Raw genomic sequence first — 22,147 nt, 5'->3', positions numbered from 1 at the left:
TAATTGTAAATATACGTTTTATTATAAATATTTTTTTAACTGAAGTAAATTATCTATTGTTTTAACGCCATTAACGTAAGGTGTATTATTCACTTTTAAGTAAATTACATGCATACCTATATTTTGAGCGCCTATAATATCGGCTTCATAACTATCTCCTATCATAATACTATTTTCAGGATTAACTTGCGCTTTATTTAAAGCAAAATTGAATATTTTAGGATTTGGTTTTTTAACGCCTACCATTTCAGAATTTGTTACGGTTTTGAAGTAATGTAAAATATTAGATTTTGTTAATTTTTTATGCTGAACCTCATCAAACCCATTTGTTATAATATGTAATTTATACTGGTTTTTTAGGTAATTTAAAACATTTATGGCATTATCTAGCAAATAATTATAGCTTGATAAATGTGTAATATAATCGTTGGATAGTTTTAAAATAAGGTCTTTTTCAACATTTTTACTTAACGCTGAAAAAGCATCATGTAGTCTGCCAAAACGTAATGATTCTTTATCTATTTTTTCTTCACGATATAGTTTCCAATAGTTAAGGTTTATAGGCTCGTAAGCTTTCAAAAACTCATCAACATTAATATCAATATTATTTAGTGTGAATATTTTATTGAAGGTAAGTGCAGAGTTTTTATCAAAATCCCATAGCGTATGGTCTAAATCAAAAAAAACATCAGTTATATTTTCAGTCATTTTGAGCAGATTCTATTATTATATTAAATAGTTCTTTAAATCCTTTCCATCTGTAAACATCAGAAAAGGTGTAATTATGAAAAACAGGCACAAACTGTCCATTTACTTGCTTAACTTGGTTAATAATTTTGTAAAGTGTTTGTTTTTTATCTAACAATGAACGGTTTTGCAACAGCACAAAATCCATAATATGGTACGGGTGAATCATTAAAGGTGTTTGCACCTCATAATCTAAATCATAAAATAGAAAAGGTGTGCATGAACCTGCCCTGAAACCGGCATGATTTACATAACCCATACTATAATCTTCATTAATTTCTAAATCCACTAAATTCCTGTAAGATTCAGGCAGATTTAATCTAGAAAATGAATGCCTTGAGGCTTGCAAGGTCATGTTTACTATAGACTCCATTCTGTTTTTTTCTTTTTTAAGAATTTCAACATCATCAATAGCAAAATAAGATACTTTAAGCCCTACATTGCAATAATCGGCAACATGTTTAATTAACGATATAAAGTTTTTTTTATTCGGATTTATACCTTTATCAAAAGTAGAATAATCGCCAATTAAAAAGAAAAACAAAAATTTATAATTGCTAGATTTTTGTCTGTTTATTATATACTTAAACGCGTCATATGGGTCATGCTTTAAGCCTAAAAGCACTGCAAACCTTAAGTATAAACTTTTAAACCTAAATCTGAGCACATCTTTAACAACGCCGCCCATTGTGCGTACAATGCCCTTTAGTTTGTAATTATAAGCACAGGGTACATCAATAATGGGTTTTATACTATATGTTCTATTTGGGAATTCAAAATCTGGAAACTGTTGCTGTAATGCTGCTTTAAATTTATATGCCCAAATATCTACAACAGGTTGGTGTAAAAAACCGTGTTTATACGCTAAACTTTGTGTTGCTGTAAAGCGGCCGTATTCATCTTTTACATGTGGCAAATACTCTTCATAACGAGAAAGCAGGTAAAATGCGGCCGAAAATATATCAAAAGGGATAGCGCTTTTTTCACCTGTATAAAAAAAGCATTTGGTGTTTTCCCATTCATGCACGTTTATACTGATATCAGACAACCCTTGCTCAAACATTATTTCATGACTTTTTATAAAAAACTCATTTCCTAACTGTTGTTTGGTATATGACATTTTTAGGCTATCATGCGCTATAAATTTTTCAATAGTTGTTGTAAAATCTACATCTATACCTAAAACACGCGTACAAACATGCTTAAAAGCATACTTAACTCTGGGTGATATTTTATGTGTATAAACTAATAACATTACAACTTTAAAATTTATTTGAATACCTATAGAATAGCTTCATCGGCAAAACTAAAATAGGCTTTTTCAGTAATAATTAAGTGATCTAACACTTTAATATCTAAACTTTGTGCTGCAATTTTAAGTTTGTTAGTAATTTGTTTATCGGCTTCACTTGGTTTTAAAGTTCCTGATGGATGATTATGTACCAAAATTAAAGCAGTAGCACCTAGCTCTAAAGCTTGTTTAAATACCAAACGTACATCAACCAAAGTACCTGTTATACCGCCTTTACTTAACTGATTTTTTTGTAAAACTTTATTTGAATTATTTAAATAGATAATCCAAAACTCTTCATGCTGCAGCTCACCAATTATGGGTTGCATGAGCTCAAAAACTGAGATACTTGAAGTTATTTGTTTTTTCTGCAGTGCTTCTTCACCTCGCCTTCTTCTTCCCAACTCTAAAGCTGCGGCAATAGTTATAGCTTTAGCTTCACCAATACCTTTAAATGCCATGAGTTGCTTAATAGATAATTTACCAAGTTCACTTAAATTATTGTCAACACTAGCTAAAATACGTTTGCAAAGTGCTACAGCACTCTCGTTTCTATTCCCTGAGCCAATTAAAATAGCCACTAATTCGGCATCACTTAACGCTGTTTTTCCTTTGTAGAGTAACTTTTCACGGGGCTGATCATCTTGTGACCAATTTTTTATTGAAAACGATGTGCTTTTTTCTTGCATTTGATAAAGATAATTATTGTAAATTACTGCTGCAATAATAAATTAACTTACCCATGAAATCTTTATTTGAAAAAGAAGCAAAAGCTGAAATACTTAATAGGCTGAATAAATTATCACCAAAATCTCAAGCAAAATGGGGTAAAATGAATGTTAACCAAATGCTTGTGCATTGCCAAAGACCTATAGCTTTAGCCCTTGATGAAATAACAATAAAAAAACCTAACTTTTTAGTAGGATTAATGATGAAAATGGTAGCGCCCAGTTTATATAATGATAAACCTTGGAAACAGGGCTTACCAACCGCTAATGAGTTTGTTATTGCTGGCCAAAAAGATTTTGATACTGAAAAAAACATTCTGAATGAAAAAATTGAAAAAATGAGTAGCTCAAAAGGTTATTTTGAACCAAAAAAGAAGCATCCTATTTTTGGAAGTTTTACTGCAGACCAATGGGGAAAAGCTCAATATAAACACCTAGATCACCACTTTAAACAATTTGGAGTTTAACCACCCTATTAAAATAAACTAAAGACACTAAAATTGCTACTAAAAAACATGAAACAACAGCAAAAAATCACATTAATTTTAAGTATATTTTTCATACTTTTTTTATTTATTGACCCTGTTTATGCAGGTCCAGGAGGCACTGTAGCCAAAGCACTATTTAAAACTTGGTGGGGTAAATTAATAATGTCTCTTCTGGCAATAATTTTACTTCCTCTAATATTTTATATAAAAACTATTGAATTTATTGCTGTTAGAAAAGCAAAAAAACAGTTAGCTAAACTTGGCAGAATTAACAAAGACTTTATGTGGTTAAACATTCAAAAAAATGTTTCTAATGTGTTTAGTAGAGTACATATAGCTTGGGATAAAGAGGACATGAGTGAAGTATCTAACTATGTTAACCATTGGTATTGGCAAAACCAACAACTAATTCATTTAGACCGATGGAAAAGCGAAAACCTTAAAAACATTTGCAAATTAGAACGTATTAAAAACGTTAAGCCTTTATACCTTGAGATATCTGATAGTAAAAATTTTGAAGGTTCTAAAATTGCTTTTAGCATAACCGCAAATATTGAAGATTATTTAATTAACAAACAAACTAGAAAAATTGTTGAAGGCAAAAGAGGTTTTGATGATGAAACCAAAATTTGGATTATGGAATATAACGAAGGAAAATGGCTATTAGACGATATAAGAGATAACGGATTTTCTTTAAGTTTTGCTAAACTTGAAAATATTGTCCCTGTTTTTGAAACAGCATAAATATCTACTACTCTATCAATCCTTTAATGGCATCAAAATCCAAGCCGCCATAATTACCGCTACTCATTAATAATAAGGCTTTATTATCAAATTTTTGAGAGAACAGATAGTTTTTAAAATCATCAGGGTTTGTGTAAATTATTAAATCCTCTCGTTGAAAAGCATCAGCTATTTGTTCATGTGAAACGGCATCAAGTTTTTTAATTTCAACGGCATGAGGTGAATAAAATACAACTGCAACATCGGCAGCATTTAATGTGCCTTTGTATTCCTTTAAAAACTCGGCATTTAAACTGCTGTAGGTATGCAATTCTAAACAAGCCACTAAGGTTCTATTTTCATACTGTTCTTTTACCGCTTTTGTGGTTGCTTCTACTTTACTTGGAGAATGTGCAAAGTCTTTATAAGCAACACTATTTGAGCTTTCGGCTATTTTTTCTAGTCGTTTACTAGCGCCTTTAAAAGTGGCTATAGCTTCATAAAACTCATCTTCTTGAATACCCATGTGCTGACAAATCCATTTGGCTCCAGCTAAATTATTAAGGTTATGTTTGCCAAATACTTCAATAGGCAAATCTCCTTCAGGGGTTTCTAAAAGTGTTTCGCCATTTACAACGGTATATTGGGGTGTTTGGTATGGTATTTTTCTAATGGTATTATTACTTGCTTCAACTACGCGCTTTACCTCAGCATCTTCTTCGTTAAAATTTATACTACCACCGCTTACAATAGAATCTACAAAAATACTGAACTGTTCTACATAATTTTCATAGGTAGGAAATACATTAATATGATCCCATGCTATACCGCTTAACAACGCAATGTTTGGTTTGTATAAATGGAATTTTGGACGCCTATCAATGGGTGAACTTAGGTATTCATCGCCTTCAAGCACAATAAAATCATTTTCTTCGGTAAGCTTCACCATAACATCAAAACCTTCTAACTGTGCGCCTACCATATAATCTACATCTTTGTCATGGTAATGCATAACGTGTAAAATCATTGATGTAATGGTTGTTTTACCATGGCTACCACCAATAACCACGCGGGTTTTGTGTTTACTTTGCTCATACAAAAACTCTGGATAGCTATATATTTTTACACCTAATTCTTGAGCTTTTAATAATTCTGGGTTATCTTCTTTGGCATGCATACCCAGTACAATAGCATCTAAATTACTTGTAATTTTATTAGGAAACCATCCAAACGCATTTGGCAATAGGCCTTTTGCTTGTAATCTAGATTTTGAAGGCTCAAAAATAGTATCATCGCTACCAGTTACGTGGTATCCTTTGTTGTGTAATGCCAATGCTAAATTATGCATTGCAGCGCCACCTATAGCTATAAAATGTACGTTCATATTGTTGCTTTACAACAAATATCTGTTTCTAATTTCAAAGTACAAAGTTTAACTGTTGAAAAGTTTAATACCTTAATGATATTGGTATAATTTAGTTGGTTTTGATTTGCGTTAGGGATTGAGGCATTTGTTGGAGCTCTTTTGTGAGGCACGAGCAAAAAGCGACTGCCGAAAGCCCGACCCCTTATGGGTAACGCCCATAACTTAAAGTTTTAATATTTTTGCTTTTTCTTCTTTGGCTTGTTTAAAGTTTGCACGGGTTGCTAGGGCTTTGTCTATCCATTTTAATGCCGCTGTTTTATCTAATTTGTTTTTGTGAATTTGCGCTAATCTAAAATACGCCCATTCAATAGGCACACCGTCTTTAACCGAATGATTTTTAATATAAGCATGTAAACATTTTTCGCCTTTTTCTAATTGAATATTATAGTCTGCACACACTTTTCCTATTTGATAATGCATGGCGTTACGGTTGTGTTTTTGGTAAGCGTGCTCAATATTTTCTATGGCTTTTTGGGGTTTATTTTGCTTTTCGTAAAAATTGGTTAATTTTTCAAAACACGTTACAGAGCCGCCAGTATTTAGTGCTAATTTATAGTATTTCTCAGCTTGTTCGGGTTCTTTATCGTATTCATAAATATAGCCTTTTGCTAAATAGCCATCTACTTTTGAAAGGTTTTGCAACTCATTGGCATAGTGCAATGCTTTGCTTTTACTGCCGCCTATTATACCGGGTAGTTGCATGTATAATTCTACCAAAGCCCAACGGGCATCAACGTGTTCTTTATCTAATTCGGCAGCTTTTAAAAATGCAGCTTTTACATCATCAATAATAGTTAAGGCTTTTATTTTACTTACCGATAGGGCTTTCATGCCCAAAGCACCACCATATTTATATTGGTAATTGGCATTATTAGGATTGGTATTAACTAAAACTTTGTAATTACTTATGGCTTTATCCCATTTTTTTTGATGCCCATAGGCGTCACCTAACAGCTCTATACCTAAAGTATTTTTAGGGTTTTGCTCAACAAATTTTACCAAAACAACTTCGGCTTTTGCATACTGTTTTTTTGCTAACATGGCTTGTGCTTGCTCAATATGTAACTGACCATAAGTTAAAACGGGCAACAACAGTAGGTATATTAATTTGTTCATAAGTTTTTTGTCGGATTCACAAAGTTAAACATTACAAGTTTCTTTTAAAATGAGTAAATTCACTCACCCAAAATACAGGTTTGCTCATTGGCTATTTTTTGGTATGGCTTTTGAATTTAGCTTAGCAAAATAAGCTATTATAAAGTAACCTTTTACAACACACAATTCATGAAAAATTCACTACTTATTTTAATGATTCTATTTTTTGCCAACATAACCAATGCACAACACAACAATTACGAAGCGCTTTGGCTAAAAGTTGAAAAATTTGAAATTGAAGGTTTACCAAAATCTGCATTAAAAATTGTTAATGATATTGCCCTTAAAGCTAAAAAAGATAATAACGCCCCACAACTTATTAAAACACTTTTATTTAAGAGCAAGTTTGCTTTAATTTTAGAAGATGATGCTCAATTAAGTATAATTAATGATTTTAAAACTAATATTGAAACCAGCAGTTTTCCTGTAAAAAATGTTTTAGAAAGCCTACTAGCTAATTTATACTGGCAGTATTTTAAACAACATAGGTGGCAATTTTACAACCGTACTAAAACCGATGAAAAAATAAATACTACCGATTTTAGAACCTGGGATTTACAAACTTTATTTACCGAAATTCATGTACATTACCAAAACTCCTTACAAAATGGATTAATGCTTCAATTAGAAAATTTAGCTAATTATGATGCCATTTTAAACACCCACAAAGACTCTAAAATTTATAGACCAACACTTTTTGATTTTTTAAACCATAATGCTTTAGAATTTTACAAAACCAACGAAACACACATTACCAAACCTGCTTATAAGTTTGAAATTGATAATCCTGATTTTTTAGCCAATGCTAAAATCTTTTCTACTTTAAATATCACCTCAAAAGACAGTACGTCTTTACAATTACAGGCTTTAAAAATTTATCAACATTTAATTCAATTTCATTTAAAAAATAAAAACCCCAAGGCTTTAGCTAATGTAAATATTGAACGCCTAAAATTTGTTGAAGCACACGCTACTTTTACCAACCAACAAACACTGCTTTTAAACGCTTTAAAAACCGAAAGGCTTCAAAATAAAACACATGAAACATCTGCTTTATATGATTTTGAAATAGCATCTATGTATGTTAATTTAAGCAAAACGTATAATACAAAAACCAATAAGGAACACCGTTTTAAAGCAAAAGAGGCGCTTGCTATTTGCAATACAGCCATTACTAATTTTTCTGAAAGTTTAGGCGCCCAAAAATGTAAAATACTTAAAACTCAAATACTACAACCTACCTTAAACATTACTACCGAAAATTATTTACCAACACAGCAACATGCTAAGGTTTTAGTTAGCTATAAAAATATTGATTCACTTTATTTTAAAGCCTATAAGCTTAATGAAAAACAATTTGAAAAATTTGGTAAAATTTACAATAAAGATGATAAATGGGAATTTTTAAACAAATTAAATGCTACAAAATCGTGGAGTAATACGCTGCGAAATGAAAACGATTACCTACAACACAGCACCGAGTTGTTATTACCAAAATTAAATAATGGCCGTTACATTATTTTAGCTACAAATAAACAAAACAATAGTGTATTTTTTGCCTATACAACCATACAAATTACTAACATAGCATTGGTTGATGCCGAAAATAACACACATCAAATTTTCCAATTAATTAACAGAAATAACGGTGAACCCATGGCTAATGCCACCATTGAAATGTCATACAGCACACCATACAATGGCAAAAGAAAACTACAAAATTACACCACAGATAGTCAAGGAAGAATAAGCATTAAAAAAACAAATAGCTACTACCGCAATATTACCATAGAAGCAAGCTACAATAATGAAACTGCTTATTTTGGTAATTACTGGATGGGTTCTCGCCAAAATAAACAACAACCAAAAACAGCATATAAAGCATTCGTTTTTACTGATAGAAGTATTTACAGACCAGGACAAACGGTATTTTTTAAAGCAATTGCGCTTAAAACTAAAAACAATACTTCTGAAGTTTTAGCCAATGAAAATTTATATGCCGTTTTATACAACGCAAATAGTGAAGAAATTAAAGAACTAGAATTAAAAACTAATGAATATGGCGCTGTTAATGGCCAATTTATTTTACCCAACACAGGTTTAAATGGCCAATATTACATTGAAATTGATGGAGATAGAAGTGATTTATACACCAATCATTATTTCTCGGTTGAAGAATACAAACGCCCTAAATTTGAAACCACATTTAAAACCGTAAAAGAAACCTATACAATTAACGATTCGGTAACTGTAAAAGGTAATGCTATTGCTTTTACAGGCAGTAATATTACAAATGCTAAAGTTGTATACCGTGTACACCGAAAAGTACAATACCCGCATTGGTTTTATTGGTACAGACCAAATTTTAATAGTGAACCTCAAGAAATAACCCACGGTGAAACAGTTACCAATGCTAATGGTGAATTCAGCATTACGTTTAAAGCGCTGCCAGATTCAAGCGTAGATAAAGAAAGTCTTCCTATTTTCAGATATGAAATTACCGCCGATGTTACCGATTTAAATGGTGAAACCCGAAGCGCAACAACACTTGTAAATGTTGGTTATCATGCGTTAACCGCCAACATTATTGTAAACAGTGTTCTTAATAAAAGTAATAAAGAACACACTATAAACATTGAAACTAAAAACTTAAATGGCGAATTTGCACCTGCTAAAGGCAGTATTAAAATTTATAAACTTAAAGCCCCTAATAACGTTGTAAGACCTCGCCCATGGCCTGCACCAGATTATCAAGATTTTTCAAAAGAAAACTTTAAAAACTTATTTCCAAACGAAGCTTACACAAACGAACATTTACCAAATGAATGGGAAAAAGGCGCACTAGTTTTAAACAAAACGTTTAATACTGAAACCTCAAAAACACTCCATTTAGGTAAAATTAAAAAATGGCAATCAGGACAATACATTATCATTCTAGAAACTAAAGATAAGTTTGGTAAAGCGGTAAAAGACGAAACTAAAATAACATTGTTTAGTGATAAAGATGATAGTTTAGCAGATAATCAATTATTCAATATTACAACAAACAAAACCACATATAATGCAGGTGAAATAGCCTATGTAACATTAGCTTCAGCAGCAAAAAACATTGCAGTAACCGTATCAATTGAAAAAAATCATGATATTATAAAAACCCAAATAGTTAAGCTAAACAACAATAAAAAAGTATTAAGCATTCCTGTTTCTCAAAATGATATTGGTGGCTTTGCTATTCATTACAGCTATGCAGCTTATAACAGCGCACACCAAGGTACGTTACCCATTTCAGTACCATACCCTATAACAAATTTGCAAATTGAAACCAACACGTTTAGAGACCGGTTACAACCAGGAACTAATGAAACTTGGAGCTTTAACATAAAAGGTCCAAAAAGCGATAAAGTTAGTGCTGAACTTTTAGCGAGTATGTATGATGCATCATTAGACCAGTTTAAAGATCACAACTGGCACTTCAACCCTATTTACAAACCTAATTATTACAGCGCTTTTAGAAATAATATGCAACAAAGTTTTGGTACCAAAGGCTTTAAAACTTATAGTAACTACAATATTTCGCACCATTACCCAAACCTGTATTATGACTCATGGAATTGGTTTGGTTTTTCAATGAATTTTAATAAATGGACTTATAACCGGTATTTAAATACGCTAAGGCCAAAACATACACCAAAACACCAAGAAACGTTTAATAAAACATTTAAAGAGGGTATTATTACAGGTACTATTTATGATGAAACAGGAGAACCATTACCTGGTGCTAACATTACTATTACAGGAACAAATAATAAAACAACAACAGATTTTGATGGGAAATTTACTATTGAAGCAAAAAAAGGAAACACACTTAAAATTAGCTTTTTAGGATATTTAGACTATAATGTTACAATTAATAAAAACAATGTATTAAACATAACACTAGTTGAAGATAGTGCTCAATTAGATGAAGTTGTTGTGACTGGGTACGGTACCCAAAAAAGAAAGGAATTAACAGGAGCCGTAGCTGAAGTTGTGGTTGAAGAAGCTGAAGTATCACAAGGGCAAGCAATGATAAAAGGGCAAGCAAACGACAATGAACTTAATATACCTGCGCCTCCCAAACCAGAAAAACAAACTAAAACAGATTTCAGTAATATTAAAATCCGTAAAAACTTAAACGAAACCGCCTTTTTCTTTCCGCATTTAAAAACAGATGATGAAGGCAATGTAAGTTTCAGTTTTACAACACCCGAAGCCCTAACACAATGGAAATTACAATTATTAGCGCATACTAAAAATTTAGAAAGTGCTACAAAAACATTAACTACCGTAACTCAAAAAGAGTTAATGGTTACACCTAATGCGCCACGTTTTTTACGCGAAGGTGATAGCATTAGTATTAGTACAAAAATTTCAAATCTTACTGAAAAGGAATTATCAGGTAAAGCGCTATTAATTTTAACAGATGCTATTTCAGGAAAAGATATAACATCAAAATTATTTGTGAGTACTAAAAATAACGCTTCAACACTTCAAAGAGCGCAAAATTTCACAGTATCATCAAAAAACAACACACAAGTATCATGGCGTTTATTAATACCTGATGATGTGCAAGCTATTCAATATAAAATAGTTGCAAAATCTGAAAGCTTTAGTGATGGCGAGCAAAACGCCTTACCTGTACTTTCAAACCGCATGTTGGTAACAGAAACATTACCCATGTGGATAAAAAGCAATGAAACAAAAACCTTTTCTTTAGAAAAACTTGTTTCTACTTCAAAAAACAACGAAAAATCTACATTAAAACACCACAAGTTAACTTTAGAAATAACTTCAAACCCGGCATGGTATGCAGTACAAGCATTACCATATTTAATGGAATACCCTTATGAATGTAATGAGCAAACATTTAGTAGGTATTATGCCAATGCGCTGGCTAGCCATATAGTAAATTCTAACCCAAGAATAAAAGAAGTTTTTAATCAGTGGGCATCACAAGACGCGCTCATTTCTAACCTTGAAAAAAATGAAGAATTAAAGTCTATCTTAATTCAAGAAACACCATGGTTACGTGATGCTAAAAGCGAAACCGAACAGAAAAAACGCATTGCTTTATTATTCAATTTAAACAAAATGAATAACGAATTGCAATTGGCTTTAAACAAACTTAAAAACAATCAAATGTCATCGGGCGCATGGCCTTGGTTTAATGGCGGCTATGAAAACCGATGGATTACACAACATATTATTACTGGTTTTGGGCACTTGCAAAAACTTGAGGTAATTCATAACAATAACGAAGTATCTCAAATGATTAAAACGGCTATTAATTTTTTAGATGAAGCTTTTGTAAAAGAATACAAAAACCTAAAAAAGTATAATAAAAATATTGATTTAAATAAAGACCATTTAAGCCATAATCAGTTGCATTATTTATATATGCGAAGCTTCTTTCCGCAGATAAAAACATCTAAAGAAGTTGAAAACATTATTGCATATTACCAATCGCAAATTCAAAAATACTGGTTAAACCGTTCATTATACGCTAAAGGTTTAATGGCTTTAATTTCATATAGAACTAATGACACACAAACAGCTTCGAAAATTTTAAAATCATTAAAAGAAAACAGTATTACCAACCAAGAGTTAGGCATGTACTGGAAAGAAAATACCAACTCTTGGTTTTGGTATCAAGCACCTATAGAAACGCAAGCGCTACTAATTGAAGCGTTTTCTGAAACTGGTACACTTATTCAAAATGAAGCTAAAAATTTAGAAACTATTGACAATCTTAAAATTTGGCTACTTAAAAACAAACAAACTAACCGTTGGAAAACTACAAAGGCAACTACCGAGGCGGTTTATGCATTACTACTTCAAGGTAATGATTGGATTAGTGTTACCGAAATGGTTGATGTTTCCGTTGGCGGTTCAATTATAAATCCTTCAAAATTAAAAAACTCTAAAATTGAAGCCGGCACTGGGTATTTTAAAACTTCTTGGAATGCTCAAGAAATTAAACCCAATATGGGCAACGTTACACTTACAAAAAAGGATAATGGTGTTGCTTGGGGCGGATTGTATTGGCAATATTTTGAAGATTTAGATAAAATAACATCAGCTGCAATATCATTAAACATAACTAAAAAATTATTTTTAAAACAACACACAGATACTGGTGAAGAAATTAGTGAAATAACCCCAAAAACATCATTAACTGTTGGTGATTTAGTAAGGGTTAGAATTGAAATTAAAAACGACAGACCTATGGAATTTGTACATATGAAAGACATGCGTGCCGCTGGTTTAGAACCTATAAACGTTATATCTACTTACAAATGGCACGACGGATTAGGCTATTATGAAAGTACAAAAGATGCCAGTACAAACTTCTTTTTTGATTATTTACCAAAAGGTGTTTTTGTGTTTGAATATGATTTACGCGTAAACAATGCCGGAAACATGAGCAACGGTATTACCACCATACAAAGTATGTATGCCCCTGAGTTTAGCAGTCACAGTAAAGGCGTAAGGATACAGGTTAAATAATTTAACTAAAACAACAACAAAACCAGAAGCTCTTAAAAAAAGGAGCTTCTGTAGTTTTAACAAACAACACTTAACGGTTTTTAGTAACTTTGTGTTATGCAACGCCCCACTTTATTATTTTCTCTTTTTTTTAACTCATGGTTGTTATTAAGCATAACGGCATGCGCAAGTAAAAATATTGAGCCACCAACCCTTACTAAAAACGGTAAACCAAAGCTGCTTTTTATAAATTTTAATATTACGCAAACTAATAATGGCAAACATATTAGCTTAATTAATAAAATTGAAACCGAAGGCGCTCCCAAACAAAATACCCTTTTAAATAATGGCACCCAAGGAGATTTGCTTTGTAACTTACTAAATAAAAAAGGGCGCACGCTTAAACAATTCAGTATAAAAAATCCGTTAAAGAAACATATGGAATATATTAACGATAATAAGCAACTACAAACCCAACATGTACAGCTAACAAAAACATCATTCACATTACGGTTCCCAGCATACACTAATGTGCATTATTTAAGTATTTTTGAAATTGATACATTAAACAAAAAATCAAAACCATTAATTACAACTACAACTAACTAGTGAAACATCTGCTACATATTATTGTTATATTTATAAGTTTGGCACCAGGTTTTGCTCAAAATTTTGATGTTGAAGCTATAAAAATAGCTGGAGATAATACCACACGTATAAACTTAGTTATTTTAAGTGAAGGCTACCAAACCCAAGAGCTAAACACGTTTATTTTAGATGCTACAAACTTTAGCAATTACCTTTTTAGCCAATCGCCTTTTTTAGAATATGCTAATTATTTTAATGTGTATGCTGTAAAAGTACCTTCAAATGAAAGTGGCGCAGACCACCCAGGCACTGGTAACGTTGCTCATGAATCTGGTTGGCCAGTTCCCACACAAACAGTAGACACGTATTTTAATGCAACTTATGACGCTTTTGGGAATCATTTTTTACTGTACTATGAAATTGATGGACTTAGCGCCAATAATACTCAAGCTAAAATAGAAACTGTTTTAGCTAACAATTTTCCCACCTATGACCAAGCACTTATTCTTGTAAACTCGCCTTATTATGGCGGTAGCGGTGGTAAATTTCCAATGGCTTCAACGGGTTCAAGTTCGTTAGAAATTGCTGTTCATGAATTAGGACATTCACTTTTTGATTTAAAAGACGAATATTATCCTGGAGATGAATTGGCTGCCGAAGCCATAAACATGACTCAAGATACAAACCCTAACACTGTAAAATGGAAAAACTGGATTGGTACTAATAATATTGGCATACACCAGCATACGGGCAATGGCAATGCTTCATTATGGTATAAACCAAGACATGCCGAGTGCAAAATGGAAGTTTTAAACAAACCTTTTTGTGCCGTTTGTAAAGAAGGGATGATTGAAAAAACACATAGCCTTATTACGCCTATTGAAAGTTTTAGCCCTGAAGAAACTACTTTAGAAGCATTAAGCTTTCCATTAAATTTTCAGCTTAATTTAATTAAACCAATACCTAATACTTTAGAAAGTGTTTGGACACTTAACAACGTTAATTATGCCAACAATGTTGATGACGTTTCTATTAATGAAACTAATTTAAGTGAAGGTAACAACACGCTTTCAGTAACCGTTACTGATAATTCTAATATGCTTAAGGTTGATAACCACGAAACGTTTCACATTTACAATGTGAATTGGACTATAAATTACAGTGCCTTGGGTGTTGAAACTATTTCTAGCAGTAGCCATAGTTTTAAAATAAAAATGTTTCCAAACCCAACTGATGAGTTTTTAAATTTCACTATTGAAAATAATAACAGCCAAACATTACGTGTAGTTTTAAATACAATTGATGGTAAAAAAATTATATCAAAAAAATTAAATACTTCAACCCAACTTAACACAAGTTATTTAAAAACAGGAATTTACATTGCTAACATTTATGCAAACAATACACTTATTGCAAGTAAAAAAGTAGTAAAACACTAAGGCTTTGGCGGGTAACCCGCTAAAATTTTATCGGTAATAGCTTTTAAGCGTGCTTCTCTGTTTTCTGGTGATGCGTTTGGGTTAAAACTAGATTCACTAACAGCTTGCCAAAATAAACCAATACCTTTTTCATCAACAAAATCAACAGTAATTTGGCGGCTTACATTAGGTTGCCCAATGGGTATACCAATTGATACGCCACCACCAACATTACGGCCACCGCCACCTAAACCAACCCCCACACTTTGTCTTGGTGTTCCTTGAAATTCGGCACTTTTTATATCAATTAAAAAATCAGGGGTTTCAGAAATTGAAAATCCTAAAGCGGTCATTTTAGCATCAAAAGCATCTAAAAAACGTTTGGTGTCTAATGCGCTTAAACCCGTTTTCATGTCACCAAAATACTGGTAGGTTTTGTACTTTGAAAAATTAGTAGTGCGCTCATAATCATAATTCACTCTAATTGGCGCGCAACTTACTATTAAAAATACAAGCAGAAGTATTTGTATATGTTTCATTTTTAGCTAATTTTTAATTTAAAGATAATCAAAAATTATTCCAATGCCTTTTTTTATAATTGACTCTGATTGTGAAATATTAATCATTTAGCATTTTCCAAAGTATATCTTTAAGCTCTGTAATGCCTTTTTGTGCCACCGATGAAATAAACATATACGGAATTGGTAAATTATTATCAAGCTCTTGCTTCATTTCAGCTTTAAGCTCATCATCTAACATATCAGTTTTAGATATTGCTATAAAACGCTCTTTATCTAGCATTTCTGGGTTGTAACGCCTAAGTTCATCAAGTAAAATATCATATTGCTTTTTAATATCATCTGCATCGGCAGGAATTAAAAATAACAACACTGAATTTCGCTCAATATGGCGTAAAAAATAATGCCCTAAGCCCTTGCCTTCAGCAGCACCTTCAATAATACCTGGAATATCTGCCATTACAAAGGTTTGATAGTCTCGGTATTTCACAATACCTAAATTAGGTTTTAGGGTTGTAAACTCATAATCGGCTATTTTAGGTTTTGCTGATGTTATTACAGATAGCAATGTAGATTTACCCGCATTAGGGAAACCTACTAAACCAACATCGGCTAATACTTTAAGCTCAATAGTAACGTATTTTTCTTGCGTTGGCATTCCTGGTTGCGCATATCGGGGGGTTTGATTTGTAGACGATTTGAAATGCCAATTACCTAAACCACCTTTACCTCCTTCAACAATAATACGCTCCTGTTCATGCTCTGTAATTTCAAAAAGCACATCATTAGTTTCAGTATCTCTAACAACGGTTCCTAAAGGCACATCAATGTAAACATCTTCACCATCGGCACCGGTGCTTCTACTTTTACTTCCATGTTCACCATGGCCAGCACGTATATGTTTTTTAAATTTTAGGTGTAGTAATGTCCATAAGTTTTCATTACCGCGTATTATAACATGCCCACCACGACCACCATCGCCTCCGTCGGGGCCACCTTTTTCAATATATTTTTCTCTGTGTAAGTGAGCAGACCCTTGTCCGCCTTTACCAGAACAAACATACATTTTTACGTAATCTACAAAATTTCCTTCTGTCATTTATCTATGTTTATTTGTTTTGCGTTAAGTCGTTTAGTCGTATATGCACTTTAAACAACTAAACAAATAAACGTTTACTATAACGCGTCTATTACTGTACTTAAACGTTTTGTAATATCTTCAATGCTACCTACGCCATTAACACCGTAGTATTTATTTTGTGCAGAGTAATAATCTTTTAAAATAGCTGTTTTGTTGTAGTATTCTTTAATACGATTTCTAATAATAGATTCATCAGCATCATCAGGTCTTCCGCTAGTTTTACCTCTTTCAAGTAAACGCTGTACTAAAACTTCATCATCAACTTCAAGAGCTATCATTGCGTTAATTGAAGAGTCTTTAGAATCCATTAATGTATCTAAAGCTTGTGCTTGGGCATCAGTACGTGGAAAACCGTCAAAAATAAAACCGTTAGCATCGGCATTTTTTTCAACCTCGGCATTTAACATATCAATAGTTACTTGATCTGGCACTAACTCACCTTTATCAATGTATGATTTTGCAAGCATTCCAAGCGCTGTTTCATTTTTAATATTAAACCTAAAAACATCACCGGTTGAAATATGAACTAAGTTGTATTTTTCTTTTAAAAAGTTTGCTTGTGTTCCTTTACCTGCTCCTGGAGGGCCAAATAGCACTAAATTTGTCATGTGTTGTGTTTCTTTTATTTGATATATTTCTGGTAAATCTCTACCTAAATTATCGTAGTCTAAACCATAGCCAACAATAAATTTATTAGGTATTTCTATACCAACATAATGTAGTTTAAAGTCTTTTTTATAAGCTTCGGGTTTGTAAAAAAGGGTAGCTATTTTTAATGCTTTAACGTTTTCATTTTGAAAAATACGATGCACTTCGGCTAAGGTATTACCAGTATCAATAATATCTTCTAAAATAACAACTGTACGCCCAGTTAAATCTTGTGTTAAACCTATTAAACGCTGAATATCTTCGGTAGATTTTACGCCTTCATATGATGCTAGTTTAATAAACGTAACCTCGCATGGTTTTGGATATTTTTTCACAAAATCACTTGTAAACATAAAAGAGCCGTTTAGTATGCCTATAAAAACAGGTATTTCGTCTCCTAAATCGTTTGCTATTTCTTCAACCAATTTATCAATAGCTGTATCAATTTGATTTGCAGTAATAAACGGTTTAAAATATTTGTTATGTAATTTTACCACCCTAAACTTATTTTAAAGCAGCAAAGATAATTAAATGATTTACCTTTTTAGGTTTTTGAATTACGTTTTAGAATCCTTTTTTTAACTTTTAAGTACATTTTTATAATTAACCCAAAAAAAATGTGTGTAATAATTGCGTAAATTTTAGTTTTATGGCAATATAATGCGCATTATTTACAATGTTTTCATTCGGTTTTAAGAATTTCTGAATGAAAAAATTCATGTACTTTTGCATAACTTAAATCAGTTTCACAAAAAAAATAGTAATGAACTACTTCTCTTCTAACTTTAAACTAGGTATTTTAGGTGGCGGTCAATTAGGTAAAATGCTGCTTTACAACACTAGAAAGTTTGATATACAAACCAACGTAATGGATGCTAGCCCAGAGGCTCCAAGTAAATTAGCTTGCAACAATTTTACACTTGGTGATTTAATGGATTACGATGCCGTTTTTAACTTTGGAAAACAAGTTGATGTATTAACTATTGAAATTGAAAATGTAAATGTTGATGCTTTAGAAGCTTTAGAAAAAAAAGGCATACAAGTTTACCCCGCAGCAAAAACACTACGTACCATACAAAACAAAGCAAAACAAAAATTGTTTTATGTTGATAATAACATACCAACAGCTCCTTTTACACGCTTTGCTTATACTTCAGAAATTAAAGAAGCCATAAATCATGGCGGATTAACACTGCCTTTTGTATGGAAAAGTGCCCAATTTGGGTATGATGGCCAAGGTGTAAAAATTGTTAAAACACTTGATGATTTACAAAATTTACCAAACGTAGAATGTATAGCCGAAACATTGGTACCCTTTAAAAATGAATTAGCTGTTATTGTTGCCCGTAGTGCCAATGGTGACGTTAAAAGTTACCCAGTGGTTGAGATGGAATTTCACCCTGAAGCCAACCAAGTTGAGTACGTAATTTGTCCGGCAAGAATTGATGATAACGTAGCAAAAAAAGCTAAAGATATTGCTTTAAAAGTATCTGAAGCATTTAACCATGTTGGGCTTTTGGCCGTTGAAATGTTTCAAACTGAAAATGATGACATTTTGGTTAACGAGGTAGCCCCAAGACCTCACAACTCTGGGCACCAAACTATTGAAGCTAGTTACACATCACAATTTGAGCAACACATACGTGCCATTTTAAATTTACCTCTTGGCAGAACCGATAGTAAAGTTGGTGGCGTTATGGTAAACCTTGTTGGTGCTGAGGGTTTTACAGGCAATGTGGTATACCAAAATATTGAAACCATTATGCAAATGGATGGCGTTACACCGCACATTTATGGAAAAAAAGAAACCAGACCGTTTAGAAAAATGGGGCACGTTACCATTGTAAATGAAAATTTAAATGAAGCCAGACGTGTTGCCGAAGAAGTTAAAAAATCCATTAAAGTAATAAGCGAATAAATTACAATAAACAACCATTAAATTACTAAAAATTGCCCAAGTAAATTTAAAATTTAATGTTTGAATATTTAGAACTTAAAATTTAGTTATGAGTAAAATAGGCGTAATTATGGGAAGCAAAAGTGATCTTCCTGTTATGCAAGATGCTATAGACATCTTAAAAGGGTTTGATATTGAAGTTGAAGTAGATATAGTATCTGCACACCGTACTCCCGAAAAGTTATTTGACTACGGAAAAAATGCGCACTCGCGTGGTTTTTCAGTAATAATTGCTGGTGCAGGTGGTGCTGCACATTTACCTGGTATGATAGCCTCATTATCACCTTTACCTGTTATTGGTGTGCCTGTAAAAAGCAGCAATTCAATTGACGGATGGGACTCTGTTTTATCTATTCTACAAATGCCTGGTGGTGTACCTGTTGCTACAGTAGCTTTAAACGGCGCTAAAAATGCTGGTATTCTAGCTGCTCAAATTATTGGAGCGCATGACACCTGTGTTTTAGATAAAATTATAGCCTATAAAGAAGGATTAAAAATAAAAGTAAACGAATCTGCTAAAGATTTATAGCCATAAAAAAACCTCGAATAAAAATTCGAGGTTTTCAAGCTATTAACATATAATCCTTATGAGTTAGTCACTCGCAAAAATCTGTCGGGTGCAAATATATAACTTTTTTTTATTATGCATGCATAATAACTAAACTTTAACATTTTACTTGAAATTATGTCTTATAAAATATTACTTGAAACCTTCAATACACCTTTTAACACAGCTCCGTTTTCAAAAATTGAAGATAGTTTTTACCTTCCTGCCTTCAAAGAAGCTATAAAAAAAGCTAAAGCTGAAATTGATGCCATAGTTAATAATTCTGAAGCTCCAACATTTGAAAATACTATTGAAGCTTTAGATTTTTCAGGTGAACAATTAGACCGTATTTCTAGTATATTTTTCAATTTAAACTCTGCTGAAACTAATGATACTATTCAAAAAATAGCTCAAGAAGTATCGCCTTTACTTTCTGAATTTAGTAATGATATTACTTTAAATCAAGCTTTATTCCAACGTGTAAAAACCGTTTACAATGCTAAAGATACTTTAAATTTAACCATTGAACAACAAACCTTACTTGATAAAAAATATAAAGGTTTTTCTAGAAACGGTGCTAATCTTTCTGAAGAAAAAAAAGAAAGCCTCAGAGCTATTGACAAAGAGTTAAGCAAGCTAAAACTTAAATTTGGCGAAAATGTTTTAGCTGAAACTAATGCCTTTGAAATGTTAATTACCAATGAAAAAGACTTAAGTGGTTTACCCGAAGGTACAATTGAAGCCGCAAAACAATTAGCCGAAAGCAAACATAAAGAAGGTTGGCTTTTCACTTTAGATTACCCAAGCTACATCCCTTTTGTAACCTACGCAAATAACCGACAACTACGCAAAAAACTAAGCTTAGCAGCAGGTAGCAAAGGTTTTAAAAACAACAGTTTAGACAACCAAGAAATTGTTTTAAACATTGTAAAACTAAGGCACCAACGCGCCAACCTTTTAGGTTACAAAACACACGCTCATTTTGTTTTAGAAGAACGAATGGCGCAAACCCCAGAGAATGTATCAAATTTTTTAAACGAATTATTAGAAAAAGCTAAACCAGCAGCAACTCAAGAATTTAAAAACCTTCAAGAATTTGCTAAAAACTTAGATGGTATTGAGCAACTACAAAAATGGGACGGTGCTTATTATGCCGAAAAATTAAAACAAAAACTTTTCAGTTTAGATGATGAAAAACTAAAACCTTACTTTAAATTAGAAAATGTAATTGAGGGCGCATTTACAGTAGCTAAAAAATTATTCAATTTACATTTTGAAGAAATTGATACTATAGACAAATACCATACTGATGTTTTAACATACAAAGTAACCAACACCAACGGCGATTATGTTGCCATTTTATATGCCGATTTTTTTCCAAGACCAGGAAAAAGAAACGGTGCGTGGATGACGGTTTACAAACCACAATACATTAAAAATGGTGAAAACTCAAGGCCACATATATCTATAGTTTGTAATTTCACAAAACCAACAAAAAGCAAACCATCATTACTTACATTTAATGAAGTAACTACACTTTTTCATGAATTTGGTCATGCACTACACGGTATGTTAGCCAACACTACTTACCCAAGTTTATCAGGCACCAGTGTATTTTGGGATTTTGTAGAGCTACCAAGTCAAGTAATGGAAAATTGGTGTTTTGAAAAAGAAGCGTTAGAGCTATTTGCTACACACTACCAAACAGGCGAAGTTATACCAATGGATTTGGTTTTAAAAATTAAAGATTCTGCAACATTTCATGAAGGTATGCAAACGCTGCGTCAATTAAGTTTTGGGTTGTTAGATATGAGTTGGCATGCCAATGAAAACCCATCAAAAATAACAACCGTTAAAGCGCATGAAAACAAAGCCTTTAGTAACACAAAACTATATCCTGAAGTAGAAGAAAACTGTATGAGTACTGCTTTTTCACATATTTTTCAGGGCGGATATTCTTCAGGTTATTATAGTTATAAATGGGCTGAAGTTTTAGATGCTGATGCTTTTGAATATTTTAAACAAGAAGGTATTTTTAATAAACAAGTTGCCAATAAATTTAAAGATAACGTTTTGAGCAAAGGCGGCACCGAAAACCCAATGACACTCTACAAACGCTTTAGAGGCCAAGAACCAAAACCAGAAGCTTTATTAAAACGGGCAGGGTTACTGAAGAAATAACAATTTTTGTATTGTATATTCTATGTTTAAACCATTTCATTTTTTTATTATACTTTTGATAAAAGA

The 22,147-nt window shown here is 32.3% G+C and carries 16 protein-coding genes; 8 read left to right on the top strand and 8 right to left on the bottom strand.

Going from position 1 to position 22,147, the window contains the following annotated elements:
• Window positions 1–21: 21 nt before the first annotated feature.
• Genes FUA26_RS10030 through radC form a run of 3 tightly spaced genes read right to left on the bottom strand, consistent with a single transcriptional unit; the run spans window position 22 to window position 2,727 of the window.
• Window positions 22–708, bottom strand: coding sequence for a YjjG family noncanonical pyrimidine nucleotidase (locus FUA26_RS10030; RefSeq protein ID WP_147135273.1), 687 nt, complete (start codon window positions 706–708; stop codon window positions 22–24).
• Window positions 701–2,002: a polysaccharide deacetylase family protein gene (locus tag FUA26_RS10025; RefSeq protein ID WP_147135271.1), complete on the bottom strand. Its 1,302-nt coding sequence runs from the start codon at window positions 2,000–2,002 to the stop codon at window positions 701–703. The genes FUA26_RS10030 and FUA26_RS10025 overlap by 8 nt, the downstream gene beginning before the upstream one ends.
• A gap of 26 nt (window positions 2,003–2,028) precedes the next feature.
• Complete coding sequence (gene radC / locus FUA26_RS10020) at window positions 2,029–2,727, bottom strand: RadC family protein (protein ID WP_147135268.1); 699 nt, start codon at window positions 2,725–2,727, stop codon at window positions 2,029–2,031.
• Window positions 2,728–2,780: 53 nt separating this feature from the next.
• On the opposite strand from radC, the gene FUA26_RS10015 reads away from it, so the two are divergent.
• The gene (locus FUA26_RS10015; RefSeq protein WP_147135265.1) at window positions 2,781–3,233 is read left to right on the top strand and encodes a DUF1569 domain-containing protein; all 453 of its coding nucleotides are present in this window, start codon (window positions 2,781–2,783) and stop codon (window positions 3,231–3,233) included.
• Window positions 3,234–3,281: 48 nt separating this feature from the next.
• The gene (locus FUA26_RS10010; RefSeq protein WP_147135262.1) at window positions 3,282–3,998 is read left to right on the top strand and encodes a hypothetical protein; all 717 of its coding nucleotides are present in this window, start codon (window positions 3,282–3,284) and stop codon (window positions 3,996–3,998) included.
• Window positions 3,999–4,005: 7 nt separating this feature from the next.
• On the opposite strand, the gene FUA26_RS10005 is transcribed toward FUA26_RS10010, so the two are convergent.
• On the bottom strand, window positions 4,006–5,361 hold the full coding sequence (locus tag FUA26_RS10005; RefSeq protein ID WP_147135260.1) for a UDP-N-acetylmuramate--L-alanine ligase: 1,356 nt from the start codon (window positions 5,359–5,361) through the stop codon (window positions 4,006–4,008).
• 204 nt (window positions 5,362–5,565) lie between these two features.
• On the bottom strand, window positions 5,566–6,519 hold the full coding sequence (locus FUA26_RS10000) for a tetratricopeptide repeat protein (RefSeq protein WP_147135258.1): 954 nt from the start codon (window positions 6,517–6,519) through the stop codon (window positions 5,566–5,568).
• A 168-nt stretch (window positions 6,520–6,687) separates the two neighbouring features.
• On the opposite strand from FUA26_RS10000, the gene FUA26_RS09995 reads away from it, so the two are divergent.
• The 3 genes from FUA26_RS09995 to FUA26_RS09985 all read left to right on the top strand — a co-directional run bounded on the left by FUA26_RS09995 (window position 6,688) and on the right by FUA26_RS09985 (window position 15,110).
• A complete protein-coding gene (locus tag FUA26_RS09995; protein WP_147135256.1) occupies window positions 6,688–13,104 on the top strand; it encodes an alpha-2-macroglobulin family protein in 6,417 nt (2,138 codons plus the stop codon).
• A gap of 96 nt (window positions 13,105–13,200) precedes the next feature.
• Window positions 13,201–13,692, top strand: coding sequence for a hypothetical protein (locus FUA26_RS09990; protein WP_147135250.1), 492 nt, complete (start codon window positions 13,201–13,203; stop codon window positions 13,690–13,692).
• On the top strand, window positions 13,692–15,110 hold the full coding sequence (locus tag FUA26_RS09985) for a M64 family metallopeptidase (RefSeq protein ID WP_246109118.1): 1,419 nt from the start codon (window positions 13,692–13,694) through the stop codon (window positions 15,108–15,110). Before FUA26_RS09990 ends, FUA26_RS09985 begins: the two co-directional genes overlap by 1 nt.
• Here FUA26_RS09985 and FUA26_RS09980 read toward each other — a convergent pair.
• The 3 genes from FUA26_RS09980 to FUA26_RS09970 form a co-directional block, all read right to left on the bottom strand.
• Entirely contained in the window at window positions 15,107–15,628 is a 522-nt protein-coding gene (locus FUA26_RS09980) for a DUF4136 domain-containing protein (protein ID WP_147135247.1), read from the bottom strand. The two genes, FUA26_RS09985 and FUA26_RS09980, sit on opposite strands and share 4 nt — an antisense overlap.
• Before the next feature lie 79 nt (window positions 15,629–15,707).
• Complete coding sequence (gene obgE / locus FUA26_RS09975) at window positions 15,708–16,706, bottom strand: GTPase ObgE (RefSeq protein ID WP_147135244.1); 999 nt, start codon at window positions 16,704–16,706, stop codon at window positions 15,708–15,710.
• A gap of 77 nt (window positions 16,707–16,783) precedes the next feature.
• On the bottom strand, window positions 16,784–17,893 hold the full coding sequence (locus FUA26_RS09970) for an adenylate kinase (RefSeq protein ID WP_147135243.1): 1,110 nt from the start codon (window positions 17,891–17,893) through the stop codon (window positions 16,784–16,786).
• Between the two features lie 266 nt (window positions 17,894–18,159).
• Here FUA26_RS09970 and FUA26_RS09965 point away from each other — a divergent pair, with 266 nt between their 5' ends.
• The 3 genes from FUA26_RS09965 to FUA26_RS09955 all read left to right on the top strand — a co-directional run bounded on the left by FUA26_RS09965 (window position 18,160) and on the right by FUA26_RS09955 (window position 22,081).
• The gene (locus tag FUA26_RS09965) at window positions 18,160–19,314 is read left to right on the top strand and encodes a 5-(carboxyamino)imidazole ribonucleotide synthase (protein WP_147135240.1); all 1,155 of its coding nucleotides are present in this window, start codon (window positions 18,160–18,162) and stop codon (window positions 19,312–19,314) included.
• 88 nt (window positions 19,315–19,402) lie between these two features.
• Window positions 19,403–19,882: a 5-(carboxyamino)imidazole ribonucleotide mutase gene (gene purE, locus FUA26_RS09960; protein ID WP_147135237.1), complete on the top strand. Its 480-nt coding sequence runs from the start codon at window positions 19,403–19,405 to the stop codon at window positions 19,880–19,882.
• A gap of 156 nt (window positions 19,883–20,038) precedes the next feature.
• Window positions 20,039–22,081, top strand: a complete 2,043-nt coding sequence (locus tag FUA26_RS09955; protein ID WP_147135235.1) for a M3 family metallopeptidase — start codon at window positions 20,039–20,041, stop codon at window positions 22,079–22,081.
• The last annotated feature ends 66 nt before the right edge of the window (window positions 22,082–22,147 follow it).

Origin of the sequence: Seonamhaeicola algicola, assembly GCF_007997385.1 — a bacterium.
GTDB lineage: Bacteria > Bacteroidota > Bacteroidia > Flavobacteriales > Flavobacteriaceae > Seonamhaeicola > Seonamhaeicola algicola.
The sequence above is the reverse complement of the archived record's forward strand: the minus strand, read 5'-3'. Positions and strand labels throughout refer to the sequence as shown.